This is a genomic window from Hirschia sp. (assembly GCF_058892565.1).
Genome location: NZ_JBZXVU010000042.1, coordinates 1 through 19,380 on the forward strand (window position 1 = coordinate 1; position 19,380 = coordinate 19,380).

Sequence of the window (19,380 nt, forward strand, 5' to 3'; positions counted from 1 at the left end):
ATCAGCACACCTTCTTGTGTTTCGTTGAGGTCCATGAGCCGAGCAAGCAGTTCTGGCCCCATCTCAGTCACAGTTGTACGGATTGGATGGCCTTTTTTTCCATAAAGGTCCCAAAATATGCTTGGCGTGACGCCATATCCAAAATCGTCAAATCCAATTTTAGCAGAGCGCGCAACCAATTTATCATGTAGTTTATGTGCTGGATCACCTGCTTGAGAAAGCCCCGAAAGATCGCCCTTCACATCAGCACAGAAAACAGGAACACCTGCTGCAGAAAACCCTTCTGCCATGATCTGAAGCGTGACCGTTTTACCTGTCCCTGTCGCTCCGGCGACCAGACCGTGCCGATTTGCACGAGAAAGTATCAATTCTTGAGACAGTTTGTTTTCTGGTCCACCGCCACCAAGGAAAATTGTATTCTCGCTCATAAGCATAATCCTAGCTCGTAAATTTGATTCGTTTCGCTCAGACAATATGACCCCAAAGCTTAAGCGACAATCACGTCAGGCCACATAAATACAGCTAGAGGCAGACTGCAACACGAATAATCGTTTAGGAACAATTGACCCCAAGGTGAGTTTAGGGATTGTAAAAATACAAAGCACTTTGTTGAGGAAAGGTTTTACAATGGGCTATTTACCGGCTGGGATATGGGTCATCGCTTCGGGCGTTATCACATATGGGTTATATGTCGGCGCAGATATTTTTGCGCCGTTCGCCTTAGCCGTTTTCCTCTGGCTGGTCATTGAAGGTTTTGCTCGCCTGATGCAGGAGCGCATTCCTAAACTTCCTAGATGGCTTGCTCAAACAAGCGCTGTGCTCATCGTGCTAGGCATCGCCCTAACCGTGACTTTAATATTCATAGATGGGTTAAATGATTTTGCGAAAAATGCTGGCGCATATGAAGCGCGCATCAATGAAATCCTGACCGAGATTTATGCCCGTTTCAACATCTTCACCGTCGCGCCACCTGATTTATCTCGTATGTTATTCAACGAAGAAAACACCAAATTCGTGCAGCCCATTCTAGATTCGGTTCAAGGTCTTGCCTCGTCTTTTGTCCTCATCATGATCTATATTGCGTTTCTCTTTCTTGCAGAGAAAAACTGGCCAACAAAATTAGACAATATCTTTCCAGATACCAAGACAAGATCCCAAGCTAGAGAAGTCGGCCATCAAGTTCGCAAGTCGATGGAAGAATACCTTTGGGTACAAACTGTCATCTCCGGCATTATCACTGTTATCACATACGTTACCCTGCTCATATTGGGTTTAGACAATGCACTCTTTTGGGCATTCATAGTCTTTTTTCTAAACTATATTCCAACAATAGGATCTATTGTTGCAGCTTTCCTTCCTGGATTATTTGCGCTCGCCCAACCTGAATGGCCAGCCTATATGCCAACCGACGCCACATTGAACGCGCTTATTGTTTTGGCCAGTGTGAGCATATGGCAGTTTGCAATAGGAAATTTCGTGCAGCCTCGCATGATGGGAGAATCTCTCAACCTCTCAGCTTTGGTCGTACTTGTTTCGCTTGCCATATGGGGTGCGCTGTGGGGTATCCCAGGAATGTTTCTTTCCGCGCCGCTGACAGTTTTAATGATGATTTTGTTTGCTCAAATACCAGGCGCACATTGGTTGGCAATTCTATTATCAGCTGATGGTCATCCCGTTAAAAACAAACCAATTGCAGCAAAAGACGACAGCGAAAACGCGTCTTCTGCATAAAATTTCAGTCTCACTACTTTCGAAATTATTGAAATAAAATAACATTCTAGGTTAAAATTTGCACGTGGGAATAAACAATCAAACGCTGCTTTTGATTGATTTAATGTTATTTAGAGTTGAAAAAACGAACAAATTACCCCACAATATTCACATCACATCATCGCTTCTGCGGTGATCGGATCGAGGTTAATTTGCAAGCGTCCCCCACCCAGTGCGCAAATTAATCGGTTAAAAGCGGTTGAGTGCGTCCCCGCTCAACCGCGACAAACCAGCGGAAAGTAGATTTGCGCCTAATCCCTTTGAGGAAACATCTCAAACCATTTGCCCTCCCCCATTAATTTGTCGATTTATTTTCATTCACTTCATCATTTCAGTGATTTTCTTGCATCTTTAACGCTTCTACAATGATAAGTCCTTGAAGATACAAAATGCGCTTCTAATAGAGCATTTTTTAGGGAACAAGACTTGGAACCTTAAGTTAGATTAACCAACTTAAGATAATAAAGCGATTGTAAAAATCGTACATCATGGGACGAAACTATGGCATTTCAGGCGACGAATTCCAGTTTAGCATTTGCTGCAGAGGAAATTCTAAATTCAGCAGCAATAAAAACAAAGACGAAGCAAAGCGCAAAAAAACTCGAAGCTAGAAATGAATTTCTAAAACAGTTCTGTAATAGCGCGTCGATGGATGAATTTGCACCATTCTCGGCTGATGATGCTGCGATAAATGCGATAGAGCTTTGGAATTTTTCACTCAGCCTAGATACAGATCAACGCACAATTCGTTCCCGACCTTGCCTTGGGGCTGATGAAAAAGACATGCAACGCCATGTCTTTGAAATTGTCGGACCTGATATTCCATTCCTCGTTGATAGTGCCGTTGCCGCTCTGGTTGAAGCCGGTGTTGAAATCACAGCCATCGTGCATCCCGTTGTCGACGGATCATCTCTAATTCAGATACACACACCGCCCCTATCTAACTTGCGCGCCGCTGAGATAGAAAAACTCTTAAAGCTCACTTTCAATGATGTGTCTCTTGCCACGCTAGATCATGATGCAATGAAGAAAGCCATGCGTGACGCCGCGGCTTCAATTTTAAAAATGCCCGTCATTGAAGGCAGAAGTTCGGAAGAACTCGAAGAATACGCCAATTTCCTAACTTGGTTAGAACAGGATCACTTTTTCTTCCTTGGAGCACGCACTTATAGCTACTCCAACAATGCCTCTTCAGAAACAGGCGAAACAACAGTACTCGAACCGAAAATTGTCGGCAAAGGTATGGGCATACTTCAGGATGTGAACCGCCATGTTCTTTCCCACGGAACAGAACCTGCCGTCCTGACACCACGCATCCGATCTTTCCTAAATGAACCCTCGCCAATTATCGTCACAAAATCGAATGTGCGTTCTCGCGTGCACCGCCGCGTATATGCTGATTATGTCGGTGTAAAACAATTAGACAAAAACGGGAATGTTATTGGAGAAATCCGCTTTCTAGGATTGTTCACGGCGGCGGCCTACACCCGAATGGCTAAGGATGTTCCGCTCATCCGTCGCAAAATCCAACGTGTAAAAGAAATTCTGGATGTGGGAAGTTCTAGCTATTCTACAAATGCACTCAACAATGTTTTAGAAACCTACCCCCGAGATGAATTGTTCCAAATCTCGGAAGATGATCTTGCGCGTTTCTCATATAGTATTCTGAGTCTGTATCAGCGTCCCCGCACACGCCTCTTCATTCGTAAAGATCAGTTTGATCGTTTTGTATCCGCACTACTTTTCACGCCACGCGACAATTATTCACCAGAACTTCGGCGCCAAGCCCACACTGCAATAGCAGAAGCTTATGAAGGTCGCGAGTCTGCTTTCTACCCTAGCTTTAATGACGGACCGCTTGCACGTGTGCACTTTATCATTGGTTTAAGCCCCGGACACGCAGAACCCGATATTGACGCCCTCGACATAAAACTACGCCAGATGGCTGAATCGTGGGAAGATGGATTGGCCCGCGCCGACCGTTTGCTAGAAACACCAACGCCTCACCTTCTTGGACACCATTTCAACGCAGCTTACAAAGAAGCTTTTGCGCCAGAAGAAGCCATTAAAGATTTATCTCTCATCAACAACATGAAAGATGATGAAGAAGTTTTGGTTCGAGCTTACCCAAGCTCTAAAATAGGCACAACTCGCTGTAAAATATACAGAAAAAATGATGTTTTAGAACTATCAGACATGGTGCCTGTATTAGAAAACATGGGTTTACGTGTCCTATCCGAAACCGGATTTCCGATAGTATCTAATGCTGACCAAGACAGCCGCACTACAGTTTGGATACATGACCTAGAGCTTCAATTTTCAAATCCAGACACAATTCTTGATCACAAATTCGAAGATGCATTTGTTGCCGTCTGGAATGGACACACAGAAGATGACCGCTTCAATCAACTTGTCCTTCACCTTGACATTTCTTGGCGCCAAGCCGCACTTATCCGTACTCTTTGCAGATATCGTCAACAAACAGGAATGGACGCATCGCAAGAGGTGCAAATCAATGCACTTGTGAACCATCCTGAAATTGCGTCAGAACTCGTCAACCTTTTTGATCAACGCTTTGATCCATCAACTGGTCCGGAAAATGCGGCTGAACTCAAAGATAGAAAAATCGCCGGTGATCACACCAGCGAAGCCATAGTCAAAGCATTAGAACACGTGTCTTCATTAGATGATGATCGTGTTTTACGCCGGACCATGCATTTGATAAATGCCATTCAGCGCACGAATTTCTATCAGCTCACAAATGACGGTGTGCACTACCCGCATATCTCCATTAAAATCGCCAGTCAGGAGCTAGAAGATCTACCTGCGCCTAAACCATTTAGAGAAATTTTTGTGTGGTCTCCTGTCGTTGAAGGTGTCCACTTGCGCTTTGGCCCAGTCGCACGCGGTGGACTTCGCTGGTCCGACCGCCGAGATGATTTCCGCACAGAGGTATTAGGGCTGGTTAAAGCTCAGCAAGTGAAGAATGCTGTTATTGTGCCGGTTGGATCTAAAGGTGGCTTCTTCCCGAAACAATTACCGACAACAGGCACTCGCGAAGACTTTATCAATGGCGGAATAGACGCCTATAAGATTTTCATCTCAGCCCTCCTCCAACTAACCGACAACATCAAAGATGGCGTTGCTGTACGCCCACAAAATGTATTCGCTTGGGATGGAGATGACCCCTATCTTGTTGTCGCAGCCGATAAAGGCACAGCCACTTTCTCCGACATTGCAAACGGTCTTTCACAAGATCATGAATTCTGGCTTGATGATGCCTTCGCATCCGGTGGGTCTGTCGGATATGACCACAAAAAAATGGGGATCACCGCACGCGGTGCATGGGAGGCAGTAAAACGCCATTTCCGTGAGATGAACAAAGACATCCAAAACGAGCCTTTCACAGTCATTGGTATTGGTGACATGTCTGGTGACGTGTTTGGAAATGGAATGCTCCTGTCAAAGCAAACAAAATTGCTTGCAGCCTTCAACCATCTACATATTTTCGTAGACCCCTCCCCAGACCCTGCAACGAGTTATGCAGAACGCAAACGCCTGTTTGAAATGGGACGTTCATCATGGACAGATTACAATAGTGATCTTCTTTCCAAAGGCGGAAAGATCTTTGCACGCGCTGATAAATCGGTCGAACTCACACCCGAAATTATGGAAATGACCGGTCTAACTGAAAAATCAGTTACGCCTGGGACATTGATCCGCGCAATCTTACGGATGCAAGCAGAATTACTCTGGTTTGGCGGCATTGGTACTTATGTCAAATCCGAAGATGAAGTCCATTCCCAAGCTGGCGACAAAGCAAACGACCATCTGCGGCTCAATGGAAAAGAACTCAATGTAAAAGTCATTGGTGAAGGCGCAAATCTCGGCGTCACCCAAAAGGGCCGGATCGAATTTGCCCGCAATGGCGGACGCATCAACACGGATGCTATTGATAACTCAGCCGGCGTAGACAGTTCTGACCATGAGGTAAATATCAAAATTCTTCTCACCGAAGCCATTAATGCGGGTGAGTTGAAAGTAGAAAACCGCGACGCACTTCTTGCATCCATGACAGATGATGTGGCTGAACATGTATTGGTCAACAACTATGATCAAACAGGTGCTTTAACGATTATGGAAAGCAGCGCCGTTGCGGATCTGGATGCACATGCACAATTTATGTCGACTCTGGAAGCAGAAGATAAATTAAACCGCGCTGTGGAATTCCTCCCAGATACTGATGCAATTGCTGCTTTGAAGGAACAAGGATTAGGGCTAACGCGCCCTGAAATGTCTGTTCTATTAGCCTATGCGAAGAATGATCTTTTTGCCGCCATTGTGGACAGTGATGCGCCCGATGATCCAGCGTTTCAGGAATATCTCAAAACCTATTTCCCTGCTGCGCTGAATAAATATGATATACCCCGCGCAAACCATCGCCTGAAACGGGAAATCATTGCCACACGATTAGCCAATCGTCTCGTCAATATGACTGGGCCTGTTTATCCTTATGAAATGCGCGATGCTTCTTCGGTCAACATCGGCACACTCGTACGTGCTTCAGAGGCTGCACGGGCTATATTTGGTCTTGATGATCTATGCGATCGTATTGATGCCTTGGACAACAAGGCACCCGCAGAAGCGCAAACACTTATGCGTCGCGAAATTATAGGGACTTTGCGTCAGCTTACCGCTGGCTTGGTGCAACCTATTCTTCGCGGCGATGAATTAGCCGATCTGGTGACAAACTACACAAAAGGTGTTGTCACGCTTCAAGCATCACTAAACTCATGCCTTAGCCAATTTGTGCAAGAACGCATCCGCAATCGCGCGGATGGTTTCATTGCTGCAGGCGCTCCAGAAGACATTGCTATGGATGCAGCCAGTATACGCATTCTTGCAACAGCCAGAGAAGCTGTGGATGTGTCGAGGAAAACAGGCTGGGACATCATACCAACAGCCCGCATTCAACACGCATTGGACGAAGTTATCGGCTTAGACAAAATGCGTGCTGCCGTAAGGGACATTCAGTTAGATGGTCACTGGGAACGGCTTGCTCTTCAACGTGTGGGGGATGCACTTCCCGCCCAACAATCTGCACTTTCTGAACTGGTTATCATGCACGCCCAAAAGGACGGGCACAAACCTGAAACACTTAGTTTCGATACCGCAAAAGAAGCTGTAGAAATGTGGCTGGCTCCTCTGAAGGTTGAAGTAAACCGCGTCACAGGGCCAATTGATCAATTTGACGCCTCAGATAGCTGGACTTTAGCCAAATTGGTTTTAGTTGGTGATGCTTTGCGAGAATTTGTTCAAAATTCTGTTGATAGAGTGTAAGACCTTATCGAAACAAGTATTTCGATTTAAAGGACAGAAGATTTGCGTGCAGTTTCCCTAAGTTTTAGAGACGCCCTGAACGATGATGCTGGGCGTCTCACCACGATTGGTCGTGAGACCTTTTCAGAAACTTTTGGTATGCTGTATAAGCATGAGGACCTTCAAAGCTTTTTAGATGAAAATTTCACCGTAGAAAAACAGCTCAAAGAAATTCAAGATCCCGAGATTGAAATACGCATTGCCGCGATGCGCACAAAAACAATAGCTTATGCAAAATTAGGCCCAGTAAAGCTGCCTATAGAGCACGACCCAGAAACATCATTGGAACTTCACCGCCTCTATGTTCGTCAAGAAGGACAAGGCGTCGGTGTTGGGCGGATATTGCTAACATGGGCGATTGAACAAGCACGGCAACGCGGTGCCAAATCAATCTATCTTGGCGTTTGGGAAAACAACCAACGCGCCATTTCCGTGTATGAGACACGCAATTTTGAAAAAATAGGTAATTACAAATTTCCAGTCGGCAATACTCTGGATAATGAAGTTATCATGCGTAAAAAATTATAACTCATCTTTCACACTGAAGTGGAACTTGCTTCATCTCCTCCAAATAGATAATATAAATGCAATCTATGTTGCCGCGGCTGCTGATCCGTTGATCAACATAGGACATTGCAATGCCACACAATCGCACCAGAGACTGGCGACGAGCCAATGCGCGTCGACACCTCAAATCGAACAAACAATCAAATAATACATTTAACTGGCCCCCTAAAAAGTGGAAGCATTTACATATACGTGCCACCAAACTTCATCGCGCACGCCAAATCGGCAAAATCTGGCCTAATAAGGAATGGACCTCCCTCATGAAAGATTCTGCGCCCGTCAAAATCCTTTTCGTTTGCTCGAAAAACCAATGGCGCAGCCCAACAGGAGAAGCAATTTTTCGCAATGTTGAGGGGATTTCAACACGCTCTGCCGGCACGAGCCGAAATGCTAAACATCCAATCAATATCAAAGATATACGTTGGGCCGATCTGATCCTTGTCATGGAACAAAAGCACCTCTCCAGGATCAAAGCAGACTTTCGTGATGAAACACGCTATAAGCAAGTTCACACACTAAATATTCCTGACGAATATCAATTCATGAACCCAGACTTGATACAATTGCTTGAAACCAAAACGGCAGCTATCCTGAATGAATTGAAACTATAAAGGTTGAAAATGAGCATGCGTGCGAGCCTCTATAGACATCTTGAACCATCGGTACGCGATAAGGGAATATCGCCTCTCAACCTATTTTTGATTGCACTTGTTCTCGTTAGTTTCCTGACCTTTTCATTGGAGACAGAAAAAACCTTTTCAGTTGAATTTCGAAACCAATTGGCTGTTTTCAACATCCTTGTGCTTGCTATCTTTGCGCTAGAATATATTGCGCGAGTGTGGGTTGCTGGCGAAAACCAAAATTTTAAAGGCATCAAAGGACGTCTGTCCTATATGCTGACCCCATTCGCGCTAACGGATTTATTGGCCTTCCTGCCTGAACTTATCGCACTGATTATCACAGCAGGTGATGCGCGCGCTATCGCAGCCCTTAAAGCGCTGCGTTTATTTAGGCTACTCAAACTAGCACGTTTCGTCCCTGCTTTTGGTATGCTTTGGTCTGCGCTTAAAAGGTCTGGTGCACAGCTTGCTGTGGCTCTCATTGTTGCACTCGCGCTAATTTATGTGTCCGCTATCGTCATTTACTTTATCGAAGGCGACATACAGCCCGAAGCATTTGGATCAATCCCGCGCGCAACATGGTGGGCCGTCGCAACACTAACAACTGTCGGCTATGGGGACTCCTACCCTATCACCGTTGCTGGCAAAATATTTGCTGGCATTATCGCACTGGCAGGCATTGGCGTCGTGGCCTTACCAGCTGGTATTTTTGCATCTGCGGTGTCGGATGAAGTTGATGAACGCGCGCAACAGAAAAAACGCAATAAGGGCTAATATATACCCTGAAATATTTGAAGCACTTGAATGTTACAGAATTTCAGGTTGAGAATGCCTCCGCTTTACAGAAAATCCGTAACAAAGGCACTCTCCGTCAACTGGACGCAAACTAAAAATCATGCATCGCGATCTGCCTATAGCTCTGCAATTGCCCATCTTTTGAACGCTTCCAGATACGAATACCTTTACCAGTTGCGACGCCAGTTTGATCGCCCCCAATCCAACGCAAATTATAGCTTGTATAAGAGATGGCACCCCATTGTGTTTTGTCTAACCGATCAACTGAGACATCGACAAAATCAAATGGCACCCAATATGACGTGTAATTTTTCAAAAAAGCTGCAATAGCATCACGCCCCTTCACAATAGGTGCATCATGTGGCGCATAAGCCGCATCTTCAGCATAAATCCACATCAATGTTTCGGGTTGCTGACGCTTCATCAGAACATCATTGAATTCGCTCAGCGCCGATACTTCATAGCTTAATTCATCGGACACAGTTATGCCGGGAATCCGTTGTGCAGGTGTGCTTTCTATGTCTGAAAAGTGCATTAATGATCTGATACCATCAAATGCCGCATCATAATTCCATGCGGAAGAAAACAGCTTTGTCGAACCATCCTCTTGTGTTTCCCACACATCAAAATATGTGCCGGTCAAAGATTTTTCTTCGGATGTTTCAGTGACGATCAAATCGGTTTGAAATGAACCGATTTCAACGATCAGATGACCAAGGTTTAAAACTTCATCGGTCGTCTTGATAAATTTCTTGGTATCAAATCGTTCAAAAAAAGCTTCATAATATTGAGAGATCTGCTCCATGCCTAAACCAGTTTCCTGATATTCTGGCATGACACGTCCATTTTCGGCAAAACTGCTGACCACGATTTCCAATTTCTCTTCCAGCATCCCTGCAGTAAATGCCTTGTTATGAGCCGCCCGAACCTCATCAATCATGTCGGCACTCGCAGATGTACATCCCCATGCTGCTAACGTTGTCAAAAATAATTGTCGTAGAAAAAAATGCTTCACTTACAGCCTCCCAATCTGTGATTTTATGTGATGATTAAAAGTTTGAAGAAAAAGTGTGGCAATATTCTGTTCAAATCGCCTCTGCACGTATCAACCAAACTATTCTTATCTTTGTCTAAGCTCTATAACTAGTTTATCCTATTCCTTCACAGGAGGGATAAATCAAATGTATTTCCTCTTTCCCTTTATAACGAGCAATGCTAGATCCAGCCGATGATATCACGTGATAAAATCCGCAACTTCTCCATCGTCGCGCACATCGACCATGGTAAGTCCACACTCGCCGACCGTTTAATTCAGGTTACCGGCGGTTTGACCGAACGCGAAATGACTGCCCAAGTCCTCGACTCAATGGATATTGAGCGCGAACGCGGGATCACGATTAAAGCCCAAACAGTGCGTTTGGATTATACGGCTGAGGATGGTGAAACATACATTCTCAACCTTATGGACACCCCTGGACATGTCGACTTCACTTATGAAGTGTCACGTTGTCTAAATGCGTGTGAAGGCTCCCTTCTTGTTGTAGATGCGTCCCAAGGTGTGGAAGCGCAAACATTGGCCAATGTGTATCAGGCCATTGACGCAAATCACGAGATTGTTCCCGTTCTTAACAAGATCGACCTTCCAGCTGCTGAACCTGAGCGCGTCAAAGAACAGATTGAGGATGTGATCGGGATTGATGCCTCAGATGCTGTTGAGATGTCTGCCAAAACAGGTCTTGGTGTGCCCGATGTGCTTGAGGCGATTATCAAACGTTTACCGCCGCCTAAAGATGGCGATGAAGACGCGCCGCTAAAAGCCTCCCTCGTGGATGCCTATTACGACCCGTATATGGGTGTGGTTGTGATTGTGCGCATCATGGACGGGGTGATGAAGAAAAAGCAGCGTGTCAAAATGCTGAAAACTGGCGCAAGCTATGAATTGGACCGTGTTGGTTATTTCCGTCCGGGCCGTTTGCAAGATGCCGATGCCCTTTATCCGGGCGAAGTTGGGTTCTTAACTGCCAGCATTAAAGAAGTTGCCGACTGTGCTGTGGGTGACACGATCACTGACGTTAAAAGGCCATGTGAAGGCGCACTGCCCGGCTTTAAAGAAGTTCAACCTGTTGTGTTTTGCGGCCTTTTCCCTGTGGATGCGGCAGACTTTGACGACCTTCGTAATGCGATGGGAAAATTGCGCCTCAATGATGCAAGTTTCTCATGGGAAATGGAAAGCTCTGCTGCGCTAGGCTTTGGTTTCCGTTGTGGTTTCCTTGGGCTTCTCCACCTTGAGATTATTCAGGAACGCCTGAGCCGTGAATTTGACCTTGACCTGATCGCGACAGCGCCATCTGTGGTCTATGAAATGGAAATGCGCGACGGCTCAATGATTGAGCTGCACAATCCTGCCGACATGCCCGATGTGATGCAGATTATGGAAATCCGCGAGCCTTGGATTGAATCGACCATCATGACGCCAGATGAATATCTGGGCGGCATTCTAAAGCTTTGTCAGGAGCGCCGTGGCCTCCAGACTGATCTTTCATATGTCGGCACACGCGCCATGGTGAAATATGAATTACCACTGAATGAAGTGGTGTTTGATTTCTATGACCGTTTGAAGTCTATCTCTAAAGGGTACGCATCGTTTGACTATCAGGTCAAAGAACACCGCGCCGAGGATCTTGTGAAGATGAGCATCCTCGTCAATGAAGAACCTGTGGATGCGCTGTCTATGCTTGTGCACCGCTCGCGCGCCGAAGGGCGTGGCCGGGCTATGTGTGAACGTTTGAAAGATCTTATTCCGCGTCACCAGTTTAAAATCCCTATTCAGGCCGCTATTGGGGGCAAGGTGATTGCCCGTGAAACCATCGCTGCCATGCGTAAGGATGTGACGGCCAAATGTTATGGGGGTGATGCCTCCCGTAAGCGTAAACTGCTGGACAAACAAAAAGCCGGTAAGAAACGCATGCGCCAATTTGGTAAAGTAGAAATCCCACAAGAAGCCTTTGTGGCTGCCCTTAAAATGGATGGGGACGGTTAGAAGCCTCTCCATTGCAGTGTCATCCCCGACGGCCACGCCGTCTGGGGATCCATCTCCCAATGTCACAATGCTAAAAACCTCAAGGCCTTTTGCTGGATACCCCGATGAGCAAGCTCATCGGGTGTGACACATTCTAGCTGATCTGAAACCGTCGACGGATTGCGAGGCCGGATAGAAAGAACAACAACAAAGATATTAGTATCTGTATAGCGCTAAAAAGAGCAAACAAAAGTTGGAACCCATGAGCGTCGCCCTTTAAAAAATACTCTCTCAAGGCTCTAAAACCACCTGTTGGAAACATATTAGACAAACTAAAAGAAAACGATTGCAACAACATTTCACTATTTAGCCCCCCCCAAGTCATGCAATTCAAATATTCACCTTCACATGAACGTAAGACAGCAAGAAAATAAAACAGAACCATCGCGAAAAAAACGGCCACAACTAAAATATACAATAGTGGTTTAACTATGGAGAGACCAAAATCTGAAAGATGTTTATATAAAAAAAGCGCGGCCTTTTCATACACTGAAATGTTGGGCATTTTTCTTCTAGTTTCCAACTCCAATCGGTAAAAATCATATGCATGTAATATCGCCCCATCTTTTTCACAAGCGTACTTCAAAGCACTTGAAGCATATGATAAAGCAAAGAGTGAATCCTCAGCGTTGTTAGAATTTTTAGCATCTTCAATGCATTGATTTTTCTCTAATTTAGTTAAAAGAGTATTCGCTGGGTTCAGCCATACTCCCCCCTCTAAAACTGCCATCCCAAACGCAGTAATGTACTTAATATTAACTCCTATCAAGCTCAATTTTTCTTTAAAAACAGCTTTATTAAATCCCCATCGCCAATTCTCTTCTTTCTCACCGAAATCAAGTCTAGAAAAATCCGCAACGCCTTGGAATCTTGCCCTAGTAAAACTAAATTTCGCTACGAAATGTATGTCATTGAAAAAAGCACTCCCAGCAAACAATGTATCATCAAAATTTACTTCCCCCTCAAATATAGTTTTTTCAAAATCACTAATGCCCATAAAAATGGCTCTATGAAAATCTATATTTTTTCCAATTTTAATTTCTCCACCCGCCTCCTGCTCGTAGTTTGAACGTAAACGAAAATCACCACGGCAATAAATCTTTGAAAAATCTACATTTTCAAATGCTGTGACTGCTAAAAAATTAGCATTCATTTCAAAATGTGCATTGCTAAAAGACACGTTGGACCAGAAAGACACTTCTGAAAAATTCGCTTCACTAAGAAAAACCGTATTAGAAAAATTTACACTTACCTTTGAACCTGAGGCGTTTTCTTTGCCATGCCTATGAAAATGAGCCCTACCAAAAAGAGTAAGTTCAGAGAAAAAAGCACCTTCAAATGAAACGGAGTTAAATTTAACCCTTCTAAAATCTACTAGACCACCAAAATAGGCTTGCTTGAAGTCGGTATACAACTCTAATTGCGCTACATTTACGTCTCCTAAGATTTCTTCGATTTGAAATCTTTTCAACACAACCCCTTGAAGCGAAAAAAAGATAGGGTCTCTGGATGTCTCAGCATATGATTCATTCACTTCAGAAATTTTTCTCTGTAAATCTGAATTCATGTCTGCAATCTCTTTTTCACCCCACTTTTCCTTCTCAGGAACGTTATCCCGTGACCGCAAGGGCAAATGAAACCGAGTATAGTTACGACCATTCGTACCTTGAAATAATTTGTTTTCCTGATCTCGCCAAACATCTTGAAGGTTAGCTTCTCGATACCCTAATTCAGTTGCAGTATCTGGACTGATATCTAATCTCTCAAATACTCTACTGTCTTCGAGTGTACTTACCCAGGTGCCGGGAATTATTTTACTCTTCAGAGCATCCCATGAATAATCCTCCTCCCACCATGCTTCCCACCATTCTTTCTCAAGCTGTTCATTCGATTTTTGCTGCGTCATACTGGTCGCCCCAACTGCATGTCCAATATCTTTAGTTTAAGTATCTTCTCACATTTGGGTAGAGAGAATACACTAATATCTCCCAAACTATCACCCTAGCCCTCGCCTTCTCGAAGATAAATTTCGACTAGGGTCTACTTCTCGACATGAGCAGCGTAGAGATTTAGGATTCATGTTGGAATTTCTATGACCTATATGGAACGCCAGTCTTGGTTTATGGGTGGGTCCCAGCCTGCGCTGGGATGACAGTGTTTTGTGGTAGGCGGTACGCAAAAACCTCCGCCATCGGGATCGATGCGAGAGTATGAAAAGCAAGAATAGTAAGGGCACGAGGCACGCTTATTCTTGGCAGTAATAGCTGGTCCCGATCAAAACACGGGGTGCCAGCGGTAAGTAGGCCGCAAATAAGCGTGCCTCGTATGATGGTTTTGGCCTTTTTCATAACCACTAAGGGAGGACGGGCAATGCCCCCAATACTCCGCATCAGAAAATGAAACACTTTCTAACTGGTATCTCCCCAGCCCCATCACCTTGCCCCCGCACCGATTGCGCGATCTGGTTTGATGAGCCCATCATTCCAATCCCAACACGTCCGGTCGCGAGCCGCCCTCAAGGATTGAATATGCCTAGTATTGCGGCATTCTGCTCGTGTGGGATTAGTTTTGAGATATCCATGCCGGATATTTCCCGCAAGACTAGACAGTAAATCATCATTGGTGTCTCCTATCTTTACCCAACCGCAAGGAGAGATGTCATGATTTCGAAACCAGCATTCTTACAAGGAAACTATAATTTCAAAGGTGAAGGTCTGGATAAAGCGGTGGATTTATACAAGGCCAGTTACACGGTTCCCAATGCCATGACAGCCAAGCTTGTCTATTGCCGGATTGGGCAAACGAGTGATGATTTAATCAACATTACTTTACTGCGCGATGGCGAAGTGATGCGTTTATTCCCTCTGGGAATGAAAAACTCCATGCACTTCCCACTAGCTATTCAAGAAGAACTACCCGCCGGAACAACATTGAGCTTGCAATTGACGGCACCCAAGGGCGCGGAAGGATCTTTATTTGTTGATCTGGGCTTCATGGAGGAACGCCCTGATATAGCCGCCTAAAACCAACTCATAAATATTGCTAGGGTATGTGGTTTTCAGACGGTCTGCTTGCCTATATACAGACTGAGAATCAGGACAATTAACCAAAACATTGCCTGCTTTTGCGGAGCGAGACATGCATTTGAAATTTTCAATTTATGCAAGCTTTTTGGTTGCTTTGTGCCCCTATGCTATCGCCGAAACTGGGCCATCTAAAGCAGATGAAAAAGTCGGCCCTGAACAACCTCTAAACAAGAAATCTTTTAAGGAAAAAAGAGCGGCAACCGAAGAAGCATCGACTCTGACATTTGTTTGGGAAAATGACAGTTTCGCCAACACAGACCGAAGCTATACCAATGGAATGCGTTTGGCATGGCTTTCTGGTGCACAATCAAAAAGTGATGTTGTCAAATATGTTGCGCGCAATGTATTGGGTGCAGATGATGATGCTGTTTTGCGACGCGGTGTTGCCGTGGGGCAATCCATATTTACACCCACAGACATTGAAGCGACGGATTTTCTGCCCGATGAGCACCCCTATGCGGGATGGTTATATGGGGAATATTCCGCCGTGATTGCACAACGCAATATAATTGACCAAATGTCGATCCAAGTTGGAATGATTGGTAAAAGCGCCGGCGGCGAAACCGCGCAAAACGAATTTCACTATCTCATTGGAATTGAAGGCGCTAAAGGCTGGGATAATCAACTGAAAGACGAATTAGGCATTGTGCTAACTTATGAGCGCAAAGCACGCCGGATTGGCAAGATTGGCGACACCGACTTTGGAGCCGATCTCACGCCTAATTACGGTATATCGGTTGGTAATGTCTACACGCAAGCCCGCGCGGGCCTGACGGTGCGCGCAGGACAAGATTTAAGCAATGATTACGGGCCACCACGTGTGCGCCCTTCCCTTGGCGGCGCGGGTTATTTTGTGCCTGATGATAGCTTTAGCTGGCATGTATTTGCGGGCTTTGAAGCGCGCGCTGTGGCCCACAATATCTTTATTGAAGGCAGCCTATTTAGAGAGGATTTTGTCGATCTAAGCCTGCGCAATTTTGTGCATGATTACCAAGCTGGCTTAGTGGTGCAGGTTTATGATGTACAGATGGCTTTGTCTCTTGTGCAGCGGTCCAAGGAATTTGACGAGCAGGAAGAGCCGCAACGCTTTGGCGCATTTAGCCTCAGCAAGAAATTCTAGCATTTAAGATATTTTATGCGCTATTTAGGCAGCAAGACGCAATTTATGCTGGGTATATTTACGGGCAACATCAATCAACGTTTCAGGCGAAATAATCTGCGTGATGGCATCATAAAAAGCCGGAATGGATTTTTTATGGAATTGGCGCAGGTCAAAATCATCGGCTAGTTTTAGCACATTCAATATACGCACAATATCTGAGATATAATCCTCATTGTGGATACTGATGAGTTGTTTGCGCACGAGTTGGAATTCCAGATAATTGGGGTCAGATTCCTCAAATGAATACACTGTGCGTGTCTTTGGTTTCATCAAAGGCAATAAGGCTGCGTTCTCTGTTCTGCGGATATCTAAAACGAAATCGGCCAGTTCGACATCACTGAAGTGATGACGCGAACGCTTGATAATCTCAAGAATTCTTAAGGTCGACTCATGCATGTCACATTCCCAATCAAAAGCAGGCTCAATCTCAACGAGCCAACACAATACAAGCCCTCAAACGATAACGGACACATTGGTGCCGATTAGACAAAATTCGCCCCATTGGTGAATTAAAATGCAAAATCCCTGCATTTTAGTTAACTGATTCAACTCTTGCGTTTACAGTTGAAAATTCAAACTTACGTGCAGCCTCAAAATGGTGGAGAGCATCCTCCCCACCACATTGCCATCTTGCATTGCTAATCACTTGGTTTTAGCTCAACGCGCTTTCATAGAGGGCCAACATGCGGCTCCATGCTTTTTCAGCTTGAACTTCATTATAGGCAGCGGAGTCTGGTGGACACCAACCGTGGTTTGCACCGGCATAAACCTCAATCTCGGCAGGAATGCCTGCATCCTCATAGGCTTTGGCGAGCACTATTTTAGCCTCTGGGTCTCGTGCATCATCATTTTCAGCCACAGCATGCAGAACATGCGCAGGAGATTTAGGAATGAGAAGATGCGGACTGTCTTCCTTGTCTGTCACAAGGCCGCCGCCATGAAATGACGCGGCTGCACCAACACGGTCTGGCACGGCTGCGGCTGTGCGCATAATCAATGGGCCGCCCATACAATATCCCGCTGTGCCTATCTTGCGGGAGGTATCGACAGAAGATTGGTCATCTAAAAACGAGATATAAGCACGTGCATCAGACATGGCAGCATCTTGAGTTAGCTTACTAGCCATGCCTCGCAGGAATGTTCGTGTATCTGGATCACTAAAGCTCGCATCAGGCCCCACAACAGGCGCTTTGGCATCACGGTAAAAAGGGTTCACAACCAGAACGGAATACCCCGCCATCGCCAAACGTTTTCCCATCGCTTTAAATGCCGGGCGCAGACCTTTAATGTCTGGCCACATCAAAATAGCAGGATGTTGCCCACTGCTTGGGTGGACAAAATAACTATCAGAAACGCCATCGGGCATTTGCACTTCGACTTCCGTTTCCGTGATCGCGCTTTCCGAGACATCAGACGCTGCACACCCAGGCAATAAGGCCATAAAAGTGGCGATAGAGCTTAGTTTGGTAAATGTCCGCCGGTTAAACCCATCATTGCCATTGAGTTTCTCGTTATCTTTTTCCGTAAATTCATCACACATAAGAATGCCCCTTTGTTAACCTTAGGCTAGAGAGTGCATCTGGAAATTAGAAAAGCAAGCAGGTCGTGATCACTTTAAATTGACGCTGCCTCTATTTGAATGTTGATCTTATCGCCAACAACTTCATTCACCGGCTTGCTCCAGCGCATTCTGGATGTCCAACGCAATCTGAGCAATGATGGTTTTGTTTGTCCAATACCCCATATGCGACAGCGTGTTCCATTTTGTCAGGAGATTGCCCGCATCAACTTGAATATCTTTGAGGTGACCCTGATTTGCCATTATCGCGAAATGTCCCCCCGTTGGTGCGAGTGGATATCCTAGAACATCATCGCGGTCGTAGAAATTTATCCACCAAGGTTGCGCCTTGTCTTCAACAAATCTAACTGGCGGCTCAAACGCTATAGTCTCATCCTCGGGCTGACCGATCATGAACAAAGGTATATTGCAACCAAAAGTGATAAAACGCTGCACATTCTCTAGCTTGGTTGGGATGTCCAATTTTCCATTCTGGCTGAAGCAAGATTTGAAATAATCCAGCGTCACCTGCCCGCCAAGTGAATGCGCAATCACAAAAATTGGCGCATTTGGTACACATTCACTTTCTACTTTTTCAAACGTAGACTGAATAGCCATTTGCACTTTTGTGAAGGCGGATTTTTGTCCCGCCCCCTCTGCATTACGCGGCCTGTAAGCCGCTGCGTCTCCCAAGTTTTCGACGACAAGCTGACGAATGCGAGAGCGTTTTATGCTATTGCCCAACTGGCGATAATACTCATCCTGAACTCCATTAAAAATGTGCGCATAATTTGCTTCCCGCCATGCAACATCATCTTTTAAATCGACATTCCTACCCGTCAGAATACGCTCAAGTTTACGATATAAAGACTGCGAGTACATGAGCTTGTCTGGTTGGGAAGTAGGCGGCAAGCTTTGACGTCCAATCCCGTGAACCACCATCACGCCAACTGGTTTTAATTTTTTATCATCTGAGAGTTTATATGATGTCACAATGTCGTTTTCCTTCTGACCTTAAAAGCCAAAGGATGCGGCATATATTTAGGCAGAGGATAAGTTCTACAAAATCCTCTCATTTGCTAACGCGCTATTAACTTAAGCTGATAGAATATTAATCAAATGCGTAAAATTGTTTTCAAAGTGTCAAATCCTGCATCCAGAATGTCCTTTTGCATTGCGCGAACATATGAAAACAGCATATGAGAGATACGAATAATCTTTGCAAAGATCGGTTTTTGACAGCCTATGAACATCACGTTTGAGAGCTTGGTACCTAACGCGCTGCGCTATTGGAACATAGCGGAGACATGGATTCTATCGCATCAAGAGCTTGCAAGCTTTGGTGTTATAGTCGCTTTAGCTGC

The 19,380-nt window shown here is 45.2% G+C and carries 14 protein-coding genes; 8 read left to right on the forward strand and 6 right to left on the reverse strand.

Annotated elements, in window-relative coordinates:
• A partial coding sequence (locus tag AC5EF3_RS14800; protein WP_493548598.1) for a helicase HerA-like domain-containing protein occupies positions 1 to 428 on the reverse strand: 428 nt, incomplete at its 3' end.
• A 199-nt stretch (positions 429 to 627) separates the two neighbouring features.
• Between AC5EF3_RS14800 and AC5EF3_RS14805 the strand changes: the two genes are divergently transcribed.
• The 5 genes from AC5EF3_RS14805 (at position 628) to AC5EF3_RS14825 (ending at position 9,110) form a co-directional block, all read left to right on the forward strand.
• Positions 628 to 1,731: an AI-2E family transporter gene (locus AC5EF3_RS14805; protein ID WP_493548599.1), complete on the forward strand. Its 1,104-nt coding sequence runs from the start codon at positions 628 to 630 to the stop codon at positions 1,729 to 1,731.
• A gap of 540 nt (positions 1,732 to 2,271) precedes the next feature.
• Positions 2,272 to 7,110 (forward strand): NAD-glutamate dehydrogenase, encoded by a 4,839-nt coding sequence (locus AC5EF3_RS14810; protein ID WP_493548600.1) that lies wholly within the window; start codon positions 2,272 to 2,274, stop codon positions 7,108 to 7,110.
• 42 nt (positions 7,111 to 7,152) lie between these two features.
• Positions 7,153 to 7,677 carry a GNAT family N-acetyltransferase gene (locus tag AC5EF3_RS14815; RefSeq protein WP_015828264.1) on the forward strand — a complete coding sequence of 175 codons (525 nt, stop codon included), beginning with the start codon at positions 7,153 to 7,155 and terminating at the stop codon, positions 7,675 to 7,677.
• A gap of 110 nt (positions 7,678 to 7,787) precedes the next feature.
• Positions 7,788 to 8,327 carry a low molecular weight protein tyrosine phosphatase family protein gene (locus tag AC5EF3_RS14820; RefSeq protein WP_493548601.1) on the forward strand — a complete coding sequence of 180 codons (540 nt, stop codon included), beginning with the start codon at positions 7,788 to 7,790 and terminating at the stop codon, positions 8,325 to 8,327.
• A 15-nt stretch (positions 8,328 to 8,342) separates the two neighbouring features.
• Entirely contained in the window at positions 8,343 to 9,110 is a 768-nt protein-coding gene (locus AC5EF3_RS14825) for an ion transporter (RefSeq protein ID WP_493548602.1), read from the forward strand.
• A gap of 112 nt (positions 9,111 to 9,222) precedes the next feature.
• On the opposite strand, the gene AC5EF3_RS14830 is transcribed toward AC5EF3_RS14825, so the two are convergent.
• The gene (locus tag AC5EF3_RS14830; RefSeq protein WP_493548603.1) at positions 9,223 to 10,146 is read right to left on the reverse strand and encodes a YybH family protein; all 924 of its coding nucleotides are present in this window, start codon (positions 10,144 to 10,146) and stop codon (positions 9,223 to 9,225) included.
• 213 nt (positions 10,147 to 10,359) lie between these two features.
• Here AC5EF3_RS14830 and lepA point away from each other — a divergent pair, with 213 nt between their 5' ends.
• Positions 10,360 to 12,171, forward strand: a complete 1,812-nt coding sequence (gene lepA / locus AC5EF3_RS14835; protein WP_493548604.1) for a translation elongation factor 4 — start codon at positions 10,360 to 10,362, stop codon at positions 12,169 to 12,171.
• A 133-nt stretch (positions 12,172 to 12,304) separates the two neighbouring features.
• On the opposite strand, the gene AC5EF3_RS14840 is transcribed toward lepA, so the two are convergent.
• On the reverse strand, positions 12,305 to 14,116 hold the full coding sequence (locus tag AC5EF3_RS14840) for a hypothetical protein (RefSeq protein WP_493548605.1): 1,812 nt from the start codon (positions 14,114 to 14,116) through the stop codon (positions 12,305 to 12,307).
• Between the two features lie 754 nt (positions 14,117 to 14,870).
• On the opposite strand from AC5EF3_RS14840, the gene AC5EF3_RS14845 reads away from it, so the two are divergent.
• On the forward strand, positions 14,871 to 15,233 hold the full coding sequence (locus AC5EF3_RS14845) for a hypothetical protein (protein ID WP_015828272.1): 363 nt from the start codon (positions 14,871 to 14,873) through the stop codon (positions 15,231 to 15,233).
• A gap of 115 nt (positions 15,234 to 15,348) precedes the next feature.
• Positions 15,349 to 16,416 carry a lipid A deacylase LpxR family protein gene (locus tag AC5EF3_RS14850; RefSeq protein WP_493548606.1) on the forward strand — a complete coding sequence of 356 codons (1,068 nt, stop codon included), beginning with the start codon at positions 15,349 to 15,351 and terminating at the stop codon, positions 16,414 to 16,416.
• Positions 16,417 to 16,440: 24 nt separating this feature from the next.
• Here AC5EF3_RS14850 and AC5EF3_RS14855 read toward each other — a convergent pair whose 3' ends face one another.
• The 3 genes from AC5EF3_RS14855 to AC5EF3_RS14865 all read right to left on the reverse strand — a co-directional run bounded on the left by AC5EF3_RS14855 (position 16,441) and on the right by AC5EF3_RS14865 (position 19,009).
• The gene (locus tag AC5EF3_RS14855) at positions 16,441 to 16,854 is read right to left on the reverse strand and encodes a hypothetical protein (protein ID WP_049763215.1); all 414 of its coding nucleotides are present in this window, start codon (positions 16,852 to 16,854) and stop codon (positions 16,441 to 16,443) included.
• A 256-nt stretch (positions 16,855 to 17,110) separates the two neighbouring features.
• Positions 17,111 to 17,998, reverse strand: coding sequence for a dienelactone hydrolase family protein (locus AC5EF3_RS14860; RefSeq protein WP_493548607.1), 888 nt, complete (start codon positions 17,996 to 17,998; stop codon positions 17,111 to 17,113).
• A 123-nt stretch (positions 17,999 to 18,121) separates the two neighbouring features.
• Positions 18,122 to 19,009, reverse strand: coding sequence for a hypothetical protein (locus tag AC5EF3_RS14865; protein WP_493548608.1), 888 nt, complete (start codon positions 19,007 to 19,009; stop codon positions 18,122 to 18,124).
• Positions 19,010 to 19,380 lie beyond the last annotated feature (371 nt).